Here is a 17,574-nt window from a genome sequence, read left to right on the forward strand (position 1 = left end):
CGTTGCCGCTATCCGCGCTCCGCCCTCGTCGCACGAAGGCTGTCCCACGCATACAGCGCGCATCCCGTCCAGATCAGCACGAACGTCACGACATGCGCCGGGCGCACCCGTTCGCCGAACAGCAGCACCGCCTCGAAGAACTGAAGCGTCGGCGCGATATATTGCAGCAATCCCATCGTCGCGTAGCGCAGCTTGCGCGCCGCTGCGGCGAACATCAGCAGCGGCGCCGCGGTCACCGCGCCCGCCAGCACCAGCAGCGCATCGGTCGAATCCGTCCGCCCGAACGCGCCCTCGCCGGTCGCGCCGGCGAACAGGATGATCGCCAGGCATAGGGGCGCCAGCAGCAACGTCTCCACCGTCAGCCCGCCCAGCGCGTCGATCGCCGCGACCTTGCGGATCAGCCCGTAGACGCCGAAACTCGACGCCAGCGCCAGCGATATCCACAACGCCCCGCCGCCGGACGCCGCCATCACCGCCACGCCCGCCGCCGCGATCGCCACCGCCACCAGCTGCACGCGCCGCACCCGCTCGCCCAGTATTGCCGCGCCCAGCGCGACGTTGACCAGCGGGTTGATGAAATAGCCCAGGCTCGCCTCCAGCACATGCGCGTGCTGGACGGCCCAGATATAGACCAGCCAGTTGATCGCGATCAGCACGGCGCTGCCGAACAGCAGCAACAACGTGCGCCCTCGCGCCGCCTGCGCGATCGCGCGCGTCCGTCGCAGGACCACCACGATCACCAGCAGAAGCAACAGCGACCACACCACCCGGTGCGCCACCACCTGCAGCGCCGGCACGCCGCGCAATAGCCGGAGGTACAGCGGCAGGATGCCCCACAGCGTGTAGGCGCCGACGCCCAGGATCAGGCCGTTTCGCGTCGTGTCGGATGATGCCATGCCCCGCCCTCTCGACGCTGTGGCACCCGACCGCAACCCGTCGGAACCTATTCCGCGATCAAGCGCAGGTTATTGCAAGGCAGCTACTCCGCGAACAGCAGCACCGGCGTCTCCAGCAAGCGTTTCAGCGCCTGGACATAGCTGGCCGCATCCCAGCCATCCACGACGCGGTGGTCGCAACTGATCGACAGGTTCATCAGCTTGGCACGCCGGATGTCGTCGCCCCCCCTGCCATTATCAACGAACACCGGCCGCTCGACGATCCTGTTCGGCCCGATGATCGCCACCTCGGGCCGGTTGATGACCGGCGTCGTCGCGATCCCGCCCAGCGGCCCGAGCGACGTGATGGTGATCGTCCCCCCGCCCATCTCGGACGGCGCCAGCTTGTTCGCGCGCGCCGCCTCGGCCAGCCGGGTGATCTCCGTCGCCAGCTGCCAGACGTTGCGATCCTGCGCGTCGCGGATGACGGGCACCGTCAGCCCAGCGTCGGTCTGCGTCGCCATGCCCAGATGCACCCGGCCCGACCGCGTCACGACGCCCGCCTCGTCGTCATAGCGCGCATTGAGCATCGGAAACTCCGGGAGCGTGCGACAGATCGCGACGATCATCAGCGGCAGCATCGTCAGCTTCGGACGGCTCCCGCGATTGGCGTTCAGGTCGCCGCGCATCGCCTCCAGCGCGGTCACGTCGATCTCGTCGACATAGGTGAAGTGCGGGATGTTGCGCTTCGACGCCGCCATGTTCTCCGCGATGCGCCGCCGCATCCCGATGACCTTCACCGCCTCGTCCTCACGCGCCCGGCTCGCCCCGGGCGCATGATAGCCCTGTCCCGAACCATAGCGCAGATACGCGTCGAGATCGGCATGACGAACCCGGTCGCTGTCCGACTTCACGGTCGCGAGATCGACGCCCAGATCCTTCGCGCGCGCCCGCACGGCGGGGGATGCGAGCACCTTCTCGTCTCCCCTCCCGCTTGCCGGAGGGGCCGAGCGCGAGCTCGCGCTTTCAGCAGGCGGTGCGGGCGGGTTGCTCGAGGACTCACCCCTAGCCCCTTCCGCGAGAGGGAGAGGGAGAGGTGTTTCGGCCACCTCCTCCACCCCGGGATTCTCCGCCTCATACTGCTCCGCCGTCTCTGCCTGCGCAGCACTGGCCGGTGCCGCCTTCAAGTCATGCGGCACGCCCCCAAGCGCGGGCGCTTCCTCCGCGGACACGTCCGCCGCATCCGTCTCGATCACCACCAGCGCGGCGCCGATCGACACCTGGTCGCCCACCTCGCCCGCCAGTTCGACGACCGTGCCCGACACCGGCGACTCCATCTCGACCGTCGCCTTGTCGGTCATCATGTCCGCGATCTGCTGGTCTTCCTCCACCCGGTCGCCGACCGCCACGTGCCACGCGACGATCTCGGCCTCGGAGATGCCCTCGCCGATGTCCGGCAGTTTGAACGTGAAGCGCGCCATCGCCTTAGTCCTTCAGGATTTTCTTGAGGGCCATGCCGATCCGCACCGGTCCCGGGAAATACGCCCATTCCAGGCTGTGCGGATATGGCGTGTCGAACCCCGTCACCCGCTCGATCGGCGCCTCCAGATGGTGGAAGCACCGCTCCTGCACCAGCGCGGACAACTCCGCACCGAACCCGCCGGTCCGTGTCGCCTCGTGGACGATCAGGCACCGCCCGGTCTTCGTCACCGACGCCTCGATCGTCTCGATGTCGAGCGGCACCAGCGTGCGCAGGTCGATCACCTCGGCATCGATCCCCGCATCCGCGACCACCGACAGGCACACATGCACCATCGTTCCGTACGCCAGGATCGTCACCGCCTCGCCCGCGCGGACGACGTTCGCCTTGCCCAGCGGGATCTTGTAATAGCCCGTCGGCACGTCGCCCGCGGGATGCTTCGACCAGTTCTCCGCGGGGCGATCCCAATGGCCGTTGAACGGGCCGTTGTAGATCCGCTTGGGCTCGAAGAAGATCGTCGGATCATTGTCCTCGATCGCGGAGATCAGCAGCCCCTTTGCGTCGTACGGCGTCGACGGAATCACCGTCTTCAGCCCCGACACATGCGTGAAGATCCCCTCCGGCGACTGCGAATGCGTCTGCCCCCCGAAGATCCCGCCGCCGAACGGCGAGCGCACCGTGATCGGCGCGGTGAACTCGCCGTCGGAACGATAGCGCAACCGCGCCGCCTCGCTCACCAGCTGATCGAGCGCAGGATAGATGTAATCCGCGAACTGGATCTCGGGCACGGGACGCAGGCCATAGGCTCCCATCCCCACCGCGACGCCGATGATCCCGCATTCGGTGATCGGCGTGTCGAACACGCGACGCTTGCCGTATTTCGCCTGCAACCCCGCGGTCGCGCGGAACACGCCACCGAAATAGCCGACATCCTCGCCCATCACGATCACGTCCGGATCGCGATCCATCACCACGTCCATCGCGGAGTTGATCGCCTGGATCATGTTCATCCGCGCGGTGTCTGCGGACTCCGCCTCGGTGGTGCCGGTGTCCGGAGTTTCGATCACATCACTCACCACACACACTCCGTCATCCCCGCGCAGGCGGGGATCCATCTCGTGCAGATGCCGCACAGGCTATGGTCGCAAGCGGGATTCCCGCCTCCGTGGGCGGGACGCAACGCCATCACCGATCCCATGGCCGCCCGCTTTCCGTCTCTTCCGCCATCATCTGCGCCTGCTGCTCGCGCAGGTGCCAAGGCATCTCCTCGAACACCCCGTCGAACAGCGTATCGAGCGGCTGGTGGAGGCCATGCCCCAGGATGCCGTTCTTCTCGGCCTCCTTCTGCGCGGCCTTCACCTGTTCGGCCAGCTCGCGGTCCTGCGCGGCGTGGCGCTCCTCGTCCCATTCGCCGATCGCGATCAGGTGATCCTTCAGCCGCCGCACCGGGTCCCCCAGCGGCCACGCGGTCGGCTCGCCCGCGGAGCGATACTGCCCCGGATCGTCCGACGTCGAATGCCCCTCGGCACGATAGGTGAAGTGCTCGATCAGCGTCGGGCCCTGATTGGTCCGCGCACGCTCCGCCGCCCACATCGTCGCGGCATAGACCGCCAGCGCGTCATTCCCGTCGACCCTGAGGCCCGCGATCCCATACCCCACCGCACGCGCCGCGAACGTCGTCGCCTCCGCACCCGCGAACCCGGAAAAGCTCGAAATCGCCCACTGGTTGTTGACCACGTTGAAGATCACCGGTGCGCGGTACACCGTCGCGAAGGTCAGCGCGGAGTGGAAGTCGCCCTCCGCGGTCGACCCTTCCCCGCACCACGTCGCCGCGATCCGCGTATCGCCCTTCGCCGCGCTGGCCATCGCCCAGCCCACCGCCTGCGGATATTGCGTCGTCAGGTTGCCGGAGATCGAGAAGAACCCCGCCTCCTTCACCGAATACATGATCGGCAGCTGCTTGCCCTGCAACCGGTCGCCGCGGTTCGAATAGATCTGGTTCATCATGTCGACCATCGACCAGCCGCGCGCGATCAGCAGCCCCTGCTGGCGATAGGACGGGAAGCACATGTCCTCGTAATCGAGCGCATGCGCCGCCGCGACGGACACCGCCTCCTCGCCGGTGCACTTCATGTAGAAGCTCGTCTTGCCCTGCCGCTGCGCGCGGAACATCCGCTCGTCGAACGCGCGGACCAGCGCCATGCTGCGCAGCATCCGCCGCAGCATATCGGGATCGAGCCGCGGGTCCCACGGCCCCACCGCCTGCCCCGCATCGTCGAGCACGCGCACCAGACCATAGGCCAGGTCGGTGAACGTATCGGCGCGGTCGGCGGTGTCGGGGCGGCGCGTCTCGCCCGCGGGAGGGATCGGCACTTCGGTGAAGTCCACCGTATCGCCCGGGCGGAACTTCGGCTCCGGCACGTGCAGCGACAACGCCGGCAGGTTCGGGGGCGGCAAATTCGGGCGTACGGGATCCGGCATCGGCTCTCCCACGTCTCTCTCCAGTGTCTTGGCGTCGGTTGGAACGCTCGGGTATTCCTTTCGCGCCATTGAAATATAATTTCAAGACCGTTCGTCCGACCGGCACAGCGTTCGAGCCGGATTGACTCGCTGAGAATAAAGAACAAAATAAGAACGATCAGCCGCAACCCGAGTCGTGCCCATCGTGCCCCAGTCGAGCGTCCTCATCACCCTGCGCGAAACGCTCCGCGCCATCGAGGGCGACGGACACCGTCGGCGCGAGGCGCTCCCGTTCGGGATCGACGCACTCGATTCGCGATTGGCCGCCGCCGGTCTCCGGCTCGACGCGCTTCACGAGGTGGCCGCCGCCACCCCCGCAATGGGCGACGACGCCTCGGCCACGTTGTTCGTCGCCGGGGTCGCCGCGCGTGCGTGGGGCCCGGTGCTGTGGGTGGTGCGCCGCCGCGACCTGTTCGCGCCCGGCCTCTACCAGTCCGGTCTCGCCCCCGAACGCGTGATCTATGCCGAAGCCGCCGACGATGCCGAGCTCCTGGCCCTCATGGAAGAGGGGCTGCGCCACCGTGGGCTCGGCGCGGTGATCGGCGAGGCCAAGCGCGTCGCGATGCCCGCCACCCGCCGGCTCCAGCTGGCCGCGGAAGGGGGCCGCACGATCGCGCTGCTGATGAAGCGCCACGCCCGCGACGGCGTCGATCCGCTCGGCGTCCCCTCCGCCGCGCTCACCCGCTGGCGCGTCGCCAGCGCGCCCTCGCGCGCCTTGCGGACCGCCGGCGTCGGCCGCCCCCGCTGGCACCTGTCCTGCGTCCGCCAGCGCGGCGGCGATCCCTTCGAACTCACGGTGGAGGCCAGCGATGAAACGGGTCGCCTCGCTCTACCTGCCCGACTGGTCGATCGACCGCGTCCGGCGGGCAGAGCCGACACTCGCGCCGCCGCCTGAGCGCGCGCCGACGCATGCCGATCTCGCGCTCGGCACCCGCGGCTGGCGTCCCGGCGCCCGCTGGGCCCGTGACGAGGCGACCGCCTATCCCCGCCTCCCCGGCGACGATGGTGGTGCCGTCACCGGCGCACGCGCGCATCCCTTCCGCCCGATGCCGCCCGACGAGGGCGCACGCCTCGTACCGGATGCGCCCGGCACCGTCCGCCGCGCCGTTCGAACCGTCGCGCCTGCGCTTCCCCCGCCTGCGGTCGGGGCGCTCGTCACCGTCCACAAGACGGGCAGCCGCGTCGAGATCGTCGGCGCCTCGCCCGAGGCGCGCGCGCTCGGCATCGTCCCCGGCATGGCGTTGACGCAGGCACGCGCCAGCGTCCCCGCGCTCGTCGTCCGCGACGCCGATCCAGCCGGCGACGCTGCCGACCTCGCCGCGCTCGCCACCCTGCTCGCCCGCCGCTGGAGCCCGATCGTCGCGATCGACGGCACCGACGGCCTGCTGATCGACCTCACCGGCGTCTCCCACCTCCACGGCGGCGAGGCCCGCATGGCGCGCGCGCTCACACGCCTCCTCGCCCGCGCCGGCATAACCGCCCGTATCGCGATCGCCGACACCGCCGGCGCCGCCTGGGCGATCGCGCGGTTCGTGTCCCACGTCCCCGAAACGCAGGCTCGACGCCAACGCACTACCCCGGCGAAGGCCGGGGCCCAGTCGCGCAACAACGGCAAGGACAGGGCTGACCTGAAAACGACGGTCATTGCGACTGGGCCTCGGCCTTCGCCGGGGTGGAGCCCTCGACCGATCACCAACACCCTTCACATCCCCCCCACCCGGAATACCGAAACCCTCGCCCCGCTCCCCACCGCCGCGCTCCGCCTCGATCCGACCGCGATCGACCTCCTCGCACGCCTCGGTGTCGATACGATCGGCGATCTCGCCGCGATGCCCCGCGCGCCGCTGATCCGCCGGTTCGGCACGCAGGTCGCGCTGCGTCTCGACCAGGCGCTCGGCCGCGCGCCCGAACCGCTCGTCCCGGTCATCCCCCCCGAGCGGATCGCGGTCGAGCAGCGCTTCGCCGAGCCCATCGCCACCGCAGAGGCGATCGCGCACTGGCTCGCCCCGCTCGTCGCACGCCTCGCGATCGACCTTGCCAAGGCGGGCCTCGGCGCGCGGATGCTCGCCTTCGTCGCGACGCGCGTCGACGACCACCGGCAGGTTTTGCGCATCGGTCTCGCCCGCGCCACCCGCGATCCGACGCACATGCTGCGCCTCCTCGTGCGCCGGATCGACACGATCGACCCCGGTTTCGGGATCGAGGCGCTCGCGCTCCACGTCCGCCGTTCCGATCCGCTCGACGCGCAACCCTTCGACGACGACCTTGTCGAGCGCACCGCCGATCTCGCGCCGCTGATCGACACGCTCGCCAACCGCGTCGGCACGGCACGGCTCTGGCGCGCCACCCCGGTCGAGAGCGACGTCCCCGAACGCTCCACCGCCACCACCGCCCCGCTCGATCCCCCGGCACGCGACGCCCCCACGCTCCGGCCCGACGACATCCGCCGGCTCGACCGGCGCGGCGCGGACCACCCGTGGCATCCACGCTGGCCGCGCCCGGTCCGCCTGCTCCGCCGTCCCGAGCCGCTCGACCATGTCGTCGCCGAACTGCCCGACCTGCCCCCGCGCCGCTTCACCTGGCGCGGCGATCGCCACGTCGTGGTCCGCGCCGACGGCCCCGAGCGGATCGAGGGCGAATGGTGGAAGCGCGGCAGCGAGCGCCACGCGGTACGCGACTATTTCCAGGTCGAGGACGAGGCGGGCCACCGCTTCTGGCTCTTCCGTCGCGGCGACGGCGTCCGCGCCGAGACGGGCGACCTGGCATGGTTCATCCACGGAAGCTTCGGATGAAGGTATCTCAGTTCGTCCCCTGCAAGGGGAGGTGGCAGGCGAAGCCTGACGGAGGGGTATTCCCCGGTCCGGTCCGGGCGCACCATCGCCACGCGCGATACCCCTCCGTCGCTTCGCGACACCTCCCTTTGCAGGGGAGGATCAAGGTAGCCCGATGACCTACAGCGAACTCCAGGTCACCACCCACTTCTCGTTCCTCCGCGGCGCGTCCTCGCCCGAGGACCTGTTCCTCGCCGCCGCCGCACTCGGCCTCCCCGCGCTCGGCATCTGCGACCGCAACTCGGTCGCAGGCGTCGTGCGCAGCCTCGTCGCCGCGGAGCAGGTGACGCGCGACATCCGCCCGGTCCGCATGATCGCGGGCTGCCGCCTCGACCTCGCCTGCGGCACGTCCCTCCTCGTCTGGCCCGAGGACCGCGCCGCGTGGAGCCGCCTCACCCGCCTGCTCACGCTCGGCAAGGCGCGCGCCGATCCGCAACGCGGCGAGAAGGGCCGGTGCTTTCTCCACTGGGAGGACGTCGCCGCCCATGCCGACGGCCTCGTCGCCGCGCTCGTCCCCGACCGCGACGGTGCGGACCCGAACGCGCTGCGCTGGATGGCGGACGTCTTCGCGGGGCAGGGCTCGGGGCGAGGCCATGTCTGCCTCACCCACCACCGCCGCCCCGGCGACGCCGCGCGCCTAGCCGACACCGAAGCCGCCGCCGACGCGCACGGCCTGACGTCGCTCGCGACCGGCGACGTGCTGTTCCACGAACCCGGGCGCCGCATGCTCCAGGACGTCGTCACCGCGATCCGCGAGAAATGCACGATCGACGACCTCGGTCTGCGCCGCGAGCGGCACGCCGGCCGCCACCTCCACGCCGCGCACGAGATGGCGCGCCGCTTCCGCCACCACCCGCGCGCGCTCGCGGCGGTGGAGGCGATCGTCGAGCGCTGCCGCTTCTCCTTGCGCTCCCTCGACTATCAATATCCCGACGAGCGCGTGATGAACCGTCGCACGCCCCTGCAGGCGCTCGAAAAGCTCGCCCGCGACGCGCTCGCCCGCCGCTTCGTCGGCCCGGTGCCGACAGCCTATGCCGAGCTGCTCGAGCACGAACTCGCGCTTGTGGGGAAGATGGACTACGCGCCCTATTTCCTCACCGTGAACTCGATCGTCAGCTTCGCGCGCTCGGTCGGCATCTTGTGCCAGGGGCGCGGATCGGCGGCCAATTCGGTGATCTGCTTCGTGCTCGGCATCACCTCGATCGATCCGGTCGAGCACCAGCTGCTGTTCGAACGCTTCGTCTCGGAGGAGCGCCACGAGCCCCCCGACATCGACATCGATTTCGAACATGAGCGCCGCGAGGAAGTGATCCAGTGGATCTACGAGACCTACGGCCACGATCACGCCGCGCTCACCGCGGTCGTCAGCCGCTTCCGCACCCGCGGCGCGGTGCGCGAGGTCGGCAAGGTGATGGGGCTCAGCGAGGACGTTACCGCCGCGCTCGCGGGCCAGGTCTGGGGCTGGTCGAGCGAGCGCGTCCCCGACGCGCACGTCGCCGCGCTCAACCTCGACAAGGACGAGCCGCGCCTCGCGCTGACGCTCGATCTCGCGGCACAGCTCAACGGCACCCCGCGCCATCTGTCGCAGCATCCCGGCGGCTTCGTCCTGACGCGCGATGCGCTCCACGATCTGGTGCCCATCGAGCCCGCCGCGATGATCGACCGCCGCGTCGTCGAATGGGAGAAGCTCGATATCGAGGAACTCGGCTTCATGAAGGTCGACATCCTCGGGCTCGGCATGCTCGGCTGCATGCGCCGCGCGTTCGAGCTGCTGGAGGCGCACAAGGGCCTCGCGATCACGATGGACGCCCCCATCCTCCAGGCCGAGGACGACGCGACCTTCGCGATGATGGCGCGTGCCGATACGCTCGGCGTGTTCCAGATCGAGAGCCGCGCGCAGATGTCGATGCTCCCGCGGATGAAGCCCACCTGCTTCTACGACATCGCGATCCAGGTCGCGATCGTCCGCCCCGGCCCGATCCAGGGCGACATGGTCCACCCCTATCTGAAACGCCGCGAGAACCGCGCCGCGGTCGAATATCCCAGCCCCGAACTGGAAAAGGTGCTGAAGAAGACGCTCGGCGTTCCGCTGTTCCAGGAACAGGCGATGCAGGTCGCGATCATCGGCGCCGGCTTCACACCCGGAGAGGCGGACAATCTGCGCCGCGCGATGGCCACCTTCAAGGCGACCGGCGGCGTCGGCATCTTCCGCGACAAGCTGATCGCGGGAATGCTCGCCAACGGCATCACGCAGGAGTTCGCGGAGCGCCTCGTCAAGCAGATCGAGGGGTTCGGCAGCTACGGCTTTCCCGAAAGCCACGCCGCCAGCTTCGCCAAGATCGCCTACGCCTCGTCCTGGATGAAGTGCCACCACCCCGACGTCTTCTGCGCCGCGCTGCTCAACGCGCAACCGATGGGCTTCTACGCCCCCGCCCAGATCGTCCGCGACGCGCGCGCGCACGGCGTCACGATGCGCCCGGTCTGCGTGATGGAGAGCGAGTGGGATACGATCCTCGCCCCCCCGTTCGTTTCGAGCGAAGTCGAGAAACGTGGACCGGGCGCGCGTGATGGTTTCTCGACTTCGCTCGAAACGAACGGAAAGGGCCTGTTCCCCCTCCGCCTCGGTCTCCGCCTCGTCACCGGCCTCTCCGCCGACGACGCCGGCCGCATCTTCGTCGCCCGCGCCGAACGCGCCTTCACCTCGATCGAGGACCTGTCGCGCCGCTCGGGCGTCGCCGCCGCCGCGCTGGAGACACTTGCACAGGCCGATGCCTTCCACGCGCTCGGCCTCGATCGCCGGCAGGCGCTGTGGGCGATTCGGGGCTTGGGCGAACGGCTCCCCCCGCTCCTGGCGCTCGCGCAGACGCACGAGCCGCCGACGATCCTGCGCGCGCTCACCGCCGGCCGCGAGGTCGTCGAGGATTACCGCGCGACCCAGCTGTCGCTACGCGCGCATCCCCTGAGCTTCCTGCGCGCCGAACTGGCCCGCCGGGGCATGGTCCCGTGCGACAGCCTCGCCGGGCTGAAGGACGGCCGCGCGGTCGAGGTCGCGGGCATCATCCTCGTCCGCCAGCGCCCCGGCAGCGCGAAGGGCGTGCTGTTCATCACGCTGGAGGACGAGACCGGGATCGCGAACGGCATCCTCTGGCCCGACCGGTTCGAAGCGCAGCGCCGCACCGTGATGTCCTCCGCGATGGTGTCGATCAGGGGCCGCGTCCAGAAGGAAGGCCTCGTCATCCACGTCATCGCGGACCGCGTCACCGACCTGACGCCGATGCTCCGCCAGGTCGGCGAGATCGACCTCCCGCGCATGGTCTCGCGCGGCGACGGCGCCACCTATCCCGGCGCCCCCGATCGCGGCGATGCGGGATATAAGGAGAGCGGCTGGAAACCCCGCACCGACTATCACTATCGCGACCGCGGGAAGGCCGACATCATCCCGATCAGGAGCCACGATTTCCACTGACGCGACGCGGGATTCCCGCCCCCAATCGTCATCCCGGCGCAGGCCGGGATCCACATCACCAAGAGTCCGAACGCTTCGACTCATGCGGCCCGGTGGATCCCGGCCTTCGCCGGGGATGACGGTGCTGGCTCAAGCCTGTCCGGCCCCCGGCCCCCCTACCCCACCACCTGCTCGATCGTTCCGAAGATCGGGTGGTGCCGCTCGTCCTCCGCCCAGATCCGCACGGTGTCGCCCGTCTTCAGGAACGGCGTCACCGGCTTGCCGCCCTCGATCGTCTCGATCGTGCGCACCTCGGCGAGGCAGGAATAGCCGACGCCCCCCGCCGACACCGGCTTGCCCGGCCCGCCGTCCGGCCCGCGATTGGAGACGGTGCCCGATCCCACGATCGTCCCCGCGCCCAGCGCGCGCGTCTTGGCGGCATGCGCGATCAGCGTGCCGAAATCGAACGTCATGTCCTCGCCCGCATCCGCGCGGCCCAGCGGTTTGTCGTTCAGGTCGACGCTCAGGATCCGGTGCAGCTTGCCGTCCTGCCACCAGTCGCCGAGCGCCGCCGGCGTCACGAACACCGGCGAGAACGCGCTGGCGGGCTTCGACTGGAAGAAGCCGAACCCCTTGGCCAGTTCGTCCGGGATCAGGTTGCGCAAGGACACGTCGTTGGTCAGCCCGACCAGCCGGATCGCGTCCAGCGCCTGCTCGCGCGTCGCGCCCAGCGGCACGTCGCCGGTGACGACGACCACTTCGGCCTCCATGTCGCAGCCCCACGCCTCGTCGGCGAGCGGGATCGGGTCGCGCGCGCCGAGGAACCCGTCGGAGCCGCCCTGGTACATCAGCGGATCGTGCCAGAACGTCTCGGGCATCTCCGACGCGCGCGCCTGCCGCACCAGCGCGACATGGTTCACATAGGCGGAGCCGTCCGCCCACTGGTACGCGCGCGGCAGTGGCGCCGCGGCATCGTGCTCGTGGAAGCGGCCGCGCGGGATCGTCTCGTGCTCCAGGTCGGTCGCCAGCAGTTCGAGCTGCGGCGCGACCCGGTCCCAGTCGTCGAGCGCGGCCTGCAGCGTCGGCACGATATGCCCGGCGTCCGCGTACCAGGCGAGATCGTTCGACACGACGACGAGCTTGCCGTCGCGTCCGTGCTTCAGGCTGGCGAGTTTCATGCAGGGTCCTCTCGTGGTTTTGTCCGAGACTAGCCGCCCCGAACGCATGGGGGAACCCGCCCCGGCTTCCATAACAAAAGTTACTTGACCCGATGCCTGCCCCTCGCGAGACTGCGGCAAAACCATCTCCCCGAGAGGAACGCCATGTCGCTCGATACCTTGCCCGGCCGCTTCGCCTATAACGAAGATCACGAGGCGTTCCGCCAGACGGTCCGCAGCTTCCTGGCGAAGGATGGCGTCCCGCATGTCGACGAGTGGGAGAAGAACCGTCTCGTCCCGAAAGCCTTCTGGCGGCAGGCGGGCGAGGTCGGCATGCTGTGCCCGACGGTGCCCGAGGAGTTTGGCGGGCTCGGCCTCGATTTCGGCTACAACGCGATCGTCGACGAGGAGATGGCCTATGCGGGCGTGCCGGCGGGCTTCTCGCTCCAGTCGGATATCGTGGCTGGCTATATCGAGCATTACGGCAGCCCCGAGCAGAAGGCCGAATGGCTCCCGAAGATGGTGTCGGGCGAGATCGTCACTGCGATCGCGATGACCGAGCCGGGCACCGGATCCGACCTCCAGTCGATCCGCACCACCGCGAAGAAGGACGGCAACCACTACGTCATCAACGGCTCCAAGACATACATCACCAACGGCCAGAACGCCGACCTGACGCTGGTCGTCGCCAAGACCGATCCCGACGCGAAGCCCGCGTACAAGGGCATGTCGATCATCCTCGTGGAGGCGGACCGCGAGGGCTATGCCAAGGGTCGCAAGCTCGACAAGATCGGGCAGGACGCCGCCGACACCAGCGAGCTGTTCTTCGAGGATGTCCGTGTCCCCATCACCAACTGCCTCGGCGAGGAGGGCATGGGCTTCATCTACCTGATGAGCCAGCTCCCGCAGGAACGCCTTTCGATCGCGGTGTCGGTCCAGGCCTCCGCGCAGAAGGCCTTCGACGAGACGGTCGCCTTCACCAAGGAGCGCAAGGCGTTCGCGGGCGTGGTGTTCGATTTCCAGAACACCCGCTTCGTCCTCGCGGACCTGAAGGCCAAGCTCCAGGTCGGCTGGGCGCATCTCGACTGGGCGATCAAGCGCCACCTCGCGGGCGAACTCACCAACGAGGAAGGCGCCGCCGCCAAGCTGTGGCACACCGATCTGCAATGGGAGGTGATGGACAAGTGCCTCCAGCTCCACGGCGGCGCGGGCTACATGAACGAATATCCCATCGCCCGCAGCTGGCGCGCCGCCCGAGTCAGCCGCATCTATGGCGGCACGAACGAGATCATGAAGGAAGTGATCGGCCGCAAGCTGTAGGGCGTGCGGGTTTCGCACGAACCGTCACCCCGGGCTTGATCCAGGGTCCCGATTCCTTCCGAGCGATCGCAGGAAGCGGGCCCCGGCCCTCGTTCCCACCGCTCAGCCTCCCAGCATCCCCGCGACCTTGCCCGCCAGCGCGTCCATCGCGAACGGCTTCGTCAGCAGCGCCATGTTGGGCGCCAGCTGGCCGTTGCCGATCACCGCATTTTCGGCATAGCCGGTGATGAACAGCACCTTCAGCTCGGGAATCCGCACCAGCGCCGCATCCGCCACCTGCCGCCCGTTCATCTGCCCGGGCAGCCCCACATCGGTGACGAGCAGGTCGATCCGCGCGCCGGTCTGCAGCACGCGCATCGCCGCCGCGCCGTCCCCCGCTTCCAGCGCGGTATAGCCCAGCCCTTCCAGCACCTCGATCACCAGCATGCGGATCGTCGGCTCGTCGTCGACCACCAGGACGGTATGCGCACCCTCCGCACGGGGCGCCTCGTCGAGCGGGCTCTCGGGGGCTTCCACCTCGCCGCTTTCGCCATAATGTCGCGGCAGATAGACGCACACCGTCGTGCCCACGTCGATCTCGGTATAGATCCGCACCTGCCCGCCAGACTGCCGCGCGAAGCCGTAGATCATCGACAGCCCGAGGCCAGTCCCCTCGCCCAGCGGCTTGGTCGTGTAGAACGGGTCGAACGCGCGCGCCTGCACCTCGGGCGTCATGCCCGTGCCCGTGTCGGTCACGCACAGCGACAGATATTGCCCCGCGTCCAGGTCGCGATGCGCCCCGGCACGCTCGTCGAGCCACTTGTTCGCGGTCTCGATCGTGATCCGCCCGCCGTCGGGCATCGCGTCGCGCGCGTTGATGCAAAGGTTCAGCAGCGCGTTCTCCAGCTGGTTGGGATCGACCATCGCCGCCCACAGCCCCGCAGCGCCCACCACCTCGACATGGATCGACGGCCCCACGGTACGCCGCACCAGATCCTCGATCCCCGCGATCAGCCGGTTGACGTCGGTCGGCTTGGGATCGAGCGTCTGCCGCCGCGAGAAGGCGAGCAGACGGTGCGTCAGCGCCGCCGCGCGCCGCGTCGCGCCCTGCGCCGCGCCGATATAGCGGTCGAGGTCCCCCGTCCGCCCCTGCGCGATCCGCACCTGCATCATCTCGATCGCGCCCGAGATTCCGGTCAGCAGGTTGTTGAAGTCGTGCGCCAGCCCGCCTGTCAGCTGCCCCACCGCCTCCATCTTCTGCGCCTGCCGCAGATGCTCCTCGGCGACCATCAGCTCGCGCGTGCGCGCCTCCACCTGCTGCTCGAGCGAGGCGTTGAGCGTGGCCAGTTCCTGCTCCACGCGCCGCCGCTCGGTCGCGTCGCGCGTCCGTTCCGCCACATCGCGGACGAACGCGATCTCCTCGTCGGACCAGCGGCGCGGCGCCGCATGATTGAGGTACAGCAGCGCGACGAACCCGCCCTGTTCGGTGACGGGCATGTTGATGAACGACACGGCCGACAGCCCGCGCAGCGCGTCCGCGGTGTCGCGCGTCCGATCGTCTTCGTACACGTCGGGAATCGCCACGGTCACACCGTGCTTCAGGTCCTCGATATAGCTGCCATAGTCCCGAAAATGCAGGATGCCCGGCAGCGGCACGATCCCGTCGGCGCAATAGGCGCGCTCGGTCACGATCGTCTCCGCAACCGGATCGACGATGCCATAGCCCGCACGGCTGACGTCCAGCGTCGCCCCCAGGATCTCCGCCGCCGCCAGCGCCAGGTCGCCCGGATCGCCCTCTTCCCGGAACCGGTCGTTCAGCGCGATGATCGCCTGCAGCCGCAGCGCCGCCCGCTTGCGCGCATCGATATCGAAGCTGACGCCGGGAAAGCGCGACGGCGCGCCGTCGGCGGCGTAGGTGCAGCGCCCCTGTGCCATCACCCAGCGGACGCTGCCGTCGTTCCCGACGATCCGGTACTCGCTCTCGAAATCCTCGCCCGTGCGGATCGCGGCGTCGATCTCGTCCTGCACGCGGGGAAGGTCGCGCGGATCGATCCCGTGAAAGAACGTCCCGATCGATGCCCCGCCGGTCGCCACATCGGGATCGACGCCGTACAACGTCGCGAAATTCGCATCCGCGGTCACCCGGTCGGCCGGAATATCCCAGTCCCAGCTTCCGATGCGGTGCGGAGTTCCCGGGGTCCGCGGCGTGGCGTCGCCGCCGTCCGTCGTTTCGTCCATCACTTCGCTTTCGTGGGGCATATCGAAGAGGTGCGCTAATCGGGGGTTTGCTTTGCAGTATCAAGCCGTAACGCCCCTGATCTTGACTTTCTCCCATCATGCGCACATTTGCACGGCCATCGAGGCGTCATGCAGCGTGATGGAGCGATCGGGCCAGCCCCGCGCGCTCAAGCTCCGCCTCGGTCGATGTAACGGGCTTCCCAGATCACGCGGGGTGTCATTCTCCCCCCGCCCCTCGCACGCCATCGTCGCGTCGCGGGCCCGGCGCTATTGAAAGTATTCCCATGTCCTTTTCGCATCTCGGCCTGTCCGAGCCGCTCGTCCGCGCGCTCGAAGCCAAGGGCTATACCGAGCCGACGCCGATCCAGCGCGACAGCATCCCGACCGTCCTCGAAGGCCGCGACCTGCTCGGCATCGCGCAGACCGGCACCGGCAAGACAGCCGCGTTCGTCCTCCCCTCGATCCAGCGCATGGCGGAGGCGCAGAAGCGCGTCCTGCCGACGCATTGCCGCATGCTCGTCCTCGCCCCGACGCGCGAGCTCGTCAGCCAGATCGCGGACAATGCGCGCGGTTACGGCCAGTTCTCGAAACTCAGCGTCGCGACGATCTTCGGCGGCACCAGCATCGCCAAGAACCGCAACGACGTGAAGAACGGCGTCGACATCCTCGTCGCCACCCCGGGCCGGTTGATCGACTGCGTCGAGCAGGGCTTCCTCAATCTCTCGATGGTCGAGATCCTCGTCCTCGACGAGGCGGACCAGATGATGGACCTCGGCTTCATCCACGCGCTCAAGAAGATCGTGCGGATGGTCCCGCGCAAGCGCCAGACGCTGTTCTTCTCGGCGACGATGCCCGTGTCGATCCGCGAGCTGTCGAACCAGTTCCTGAACGATCCCGCCACCGTCACGGTCAAGCCCGCCGCCACCACCGCTGAGCGCGTCGACCAGGAGGTCGTCTTCGTCAACCAATCCGAGAAGCAGGCGCTGCTGACGCTGCTGCTCAAGGGCGAGGGCGTCGATCGATCGCTCGTCTTCACGCGCACCAAGCATGGCGCGGATCGCGTCGTGAAGCTGCTCGCGGGCAACGGCATCGCCGCCAACGCGATCCACGGCAACAAGAGCCAGCCGCAGCGCGAACGTGCGCTCGCCGCGTTCAAGTCCGGTGACGTGCCCATCCTCGTCGCGACCGACATCGCCGCGCGCGGGATCGACGTGTCGGGGGTCAGCCACGTCTTCAACTTCGAGCTGCCCAACGTGCCCGAGCAGTATGTCCACCGCATCGGCCGCACCGCGCGCGCCGGCGCCAGCGGGATCGCGATCTCGTTCTGCGCCGACGACGAGAAGCCGTACCTGAAGGACATCGAGAAGACGACGCGCCAGAAGGTGCCCGTCCGCGCGCTGCCCGACGATTTCATGCGCCAGGCCAACGAATTGAAGGCCGCCCGCGTCAAGGCGATCGGCGCCGATCCCGCCCCGCGTGAGGATCGCCCCCGCCAGCAGCGCGGCCCCGCGCGTCCCCGCGCCACCCACGCCCCCACCGCGACCGGCGGCGGCGCCAACACCGGCGGCCGCAACTATGCGGGCGCCAGCCGTCGTCCCGGCGGCGGTGGTCAGGGTGGCGGTGGCCAGGGCGGTGGCGGCGGCAACCGCGGCGGCCGCGGTCGCGGCGGCGGCGGCGGTCGCCCCGGCGGCCCCGCCCCGGCGCGCTGATCCCGGCGCGCTGATCCCGG

Annotated in this window: 11 protein-coding genes; 5 read left to right on the forward strand and 6 right to left on the reverse strand. The window is 69.3% G+C overall.

The window, feature by feature from the left end; all coding sequences use genetic code 11:
• Positions 1-8: 8 nt before the first annotated feature.
• The 4 genes from rarD to ACV7NO_RS12495 all read right to left on the reverse strand — a co-directional run bounded on the left by rarD (position 9) and on the right by ACV7NO_RS12495 (position 4,836).
• Positions 9-896 (reverse strand): EamA family transporter RarD, encoded by an 888-nt coding sequence (rarD, locus tag ACV7NO_RS12480; RefSeq protein WP_463406309.1) that lies wholly within the window; start codon positions 894-896, stop codon positions 9-11.
• A gap of 83 nt (positions 897-979) precedes the next feature.
• Complete coding sequence (locus tag ACV7NO_RS12485) at positions 980-2,356, reverse strand: dihydrolipoamide acetyltransferase family protein (RefSeq protein WP_463406310.1); 1,377 nt, start codon at positions 2,354-2,356, stop codon at positions 980-982.
• A gap of 4 nt (positions 2,357-2,360) precedes the next feature.
• On the reverse strand, positions 2,361-3,365 hold the full coding sequence (locus tag ACV7NO_RS12490) for an alpha-ketoacid dehydrogenase subunit beta (RefSeq protein ID WP_463407340.1): 1,005 nt from the start codon (positions 3,363-3,365) through the stop codon (positions 2,361-2,363).
• A gap of 175 nt (positions 3,366-3,540) precedes the next feature.
• On the reverse strand, positions 3,541-4,836 hold the full coding sequence (locus tag ACV7NO_RS12495; RefSeq protein WP_463406311.1) for a thiamine pyrophosphate-dependent enzyme: 1,296 nt from the start codon (positions 4,834-4,836) through the stop codon (positions 3,541-3,543).
• A gap of 175 nt (positions 4,837-5,011) precedes the next feature.
• Here ACV7NO_RS12495 and ACV7NO_RS12500 point away from each other — a divergent pair, with 175 nt between their 5' ends.
• The 3 genes from ACV7NO_RS12500 to ACV7NO_RS12510 all read left to right on the forward strand — a co-directional run bounded on the left by ACV7NO_RS12500 (position 5,012) and on the right by ACV7NO_RS12510 (position 11,172).
• Complete coding sequence (locus ACV7NO_RS12500) at positions 5,012-5,770, forward strand: ImuA family protein (protein WP_463406312.1); 759 nt, start codon at positions 5,012-5,014, stop codon at positions 5,768-5,770.
• Complete coding sequence (locus tag ACV7NO_RS12505; RefSeq protein WP_463406313.1) at positions 5,685-7,667, forward strand: Y-family DNA polymerase; 1,983 nt, start codon at positions 5,685-5,687, stop codon at positions 7,665-7,667. The genes ACV7NO_RS12500 and ACV7NO_RS12505 overlap by 86 nt, the downstream gene beginning before the upstream one ends.
• 154 nt (positions 7,668-7,821) lie before the next feature.
• On the forward strand, positions 7,822-11,172 hold the full coding sequence (locus ACV7NO_RS12510) for an error-prone DNA polymerase (protein WP_463406314.1): 3,351 nt from the start codon (positions 7,822-7,824) through the stop codon (positions 11,170-11,172).
• 155 nt (positions 11,173-11,327) lie between these two features.
• Here ACV7NO_RS12510 and ACV7NO_RS12515 read toward each other — a convergent pair whose 3' ends face one another.
• Entirely contained in the window at positions 11,328-12,329 is a 1,002-nt protein-coding gene (locus tag ACV7NO_RS12515; RefSeq protein WP_463406315.1) for a fumarylacetoacetate hydrolase family protein, read from the reverse strand.
• A gap of 144 nt (positions 12,330-12,473) precedes the next feature.
• Between ACV7NO_RS12515 and ACV7NO_RS12520 the strand changes: the two genes are divergently transcribed.
• On the forward strand, positions 12,474-13,628 hold the full coding sequence (locus ACV7NO_RS12520) for an acyl-CoA dehydrogenase family protein (protein WP_463406316.1): 1,155 nt from the start codon (positions 12,474-12,476) through the stop codon (positions 13,626-13,628).
• A 102-nt stretch (positions 13,629-13,730) separates the two neighbouring features.
• Here ACV7NO_RS12520 and ACV7NO_RS12525 read toward each other — a convergent pair whose 3' ends face one another.
• Positions 13,731-15,866, reverse strand: coding sequence for an ATP-binding protein (locus tag ACV7NO_RS12525; protein WP_463406317.1), 2,136 nt, complete (start codon positions 15,864-15,866; stop codon positions 13,731-13,733).
• Positions 15,867-16,129: 263 nt separating this feature from the next.
• On the opposite strand from ACV7NO_RS12525, the gene ACV7NO_RS12530 reads away from it, so the two are divergent.
• Positions 16,130-17,554: a DEAD/DEAH box helicase gene (locus ACV7NO_RS12530; protein ID WP_463406318.1), complete on the forward strand. Its 1,425-nt coding sequence runs from the start codon at positions 16,130-16,132 to the stop codon at positions 17,552-17,554.
• Positions 17,555-17,574 lie beyond the last annotated feature (20 nt).

It is taken from the genome of Sphingomonas sp. Ell38C01, assembly GCF_055231975.1.

Bases quoted from the DNA above. Each gene is read 5' to 3' on its own strand.
- rarD (WP_463406309.1), bottom strand. From the start codon at position 896: ATGGCATCATCCGACACGACGCGAAACGGCCTGATCCTGGGCGTCGGC.
- ACV7NO_RS12485 (WP_463406310.1), bottom strand. From the start codon at position 2,356: ATGGCGCGCTTCACGTTCAAACTGCCGGACATCGGCGAGGGCATCTCC.
- ACV7NO_RS12490 (WP_463407340.1), bottom strand. From the start codon at position 3,365: ATGAACATGATCCAGGCGATCAACTCCGCGATGGACGTGGTGATGGAT.
- ACV7NO_RS12495 (WP_463406311.1), bottom strand. From the start codon at position 4,836: ATGCCGGATCCCGTACGCCCGAATTTGCCGCCCCCGAACCTGCCGGCG.
- ACV7NO_RS12505 (WP_463406313.1), top strand. From the start codon at position 5,685: ATGAAACGGGTCGCCTCGCTCTACCTGCCCGACTGGTCGATCGACCGC.
- ACV7NO_RS12510 (WP_463406314.1), top strand. From the start codon at position 7,822: ATGACCTACAGCGAACTCCAGGTCACCACCCACTTCTCGTTCCTCCGC.
- ACV7NO_RS12515 (WP_463406315.1), bottom strand. From the start codon at position 12,329: ATGAAACTCGCCAGCCTGAAGCACGGACGCGACGGCAAGCTCGTCGTC.
- ACV7NO_RS12520 (WP_463406316.1), top strand. From the start codon at position 12,474: ATGTCGCTCGATACCTTGCCCGGCCGCTTCGCCTATAACGAAGATCAC.
- ACV7NO_RS12525 (WP_463406317.1), bottom strand. From the start codon at position 15,866: ATGCCCCACGAAAGCGAAGTGATGGACGAAACGACGGACGGCGGCGAC.
- ACV7NO_RS12530 (WP_463406318.1), top strand. From the start codon at position 16,130: ATGTCCTTTTCGCATCTCGGCCTGTCCGAGCCGCTCGTCCGCGCGCTC.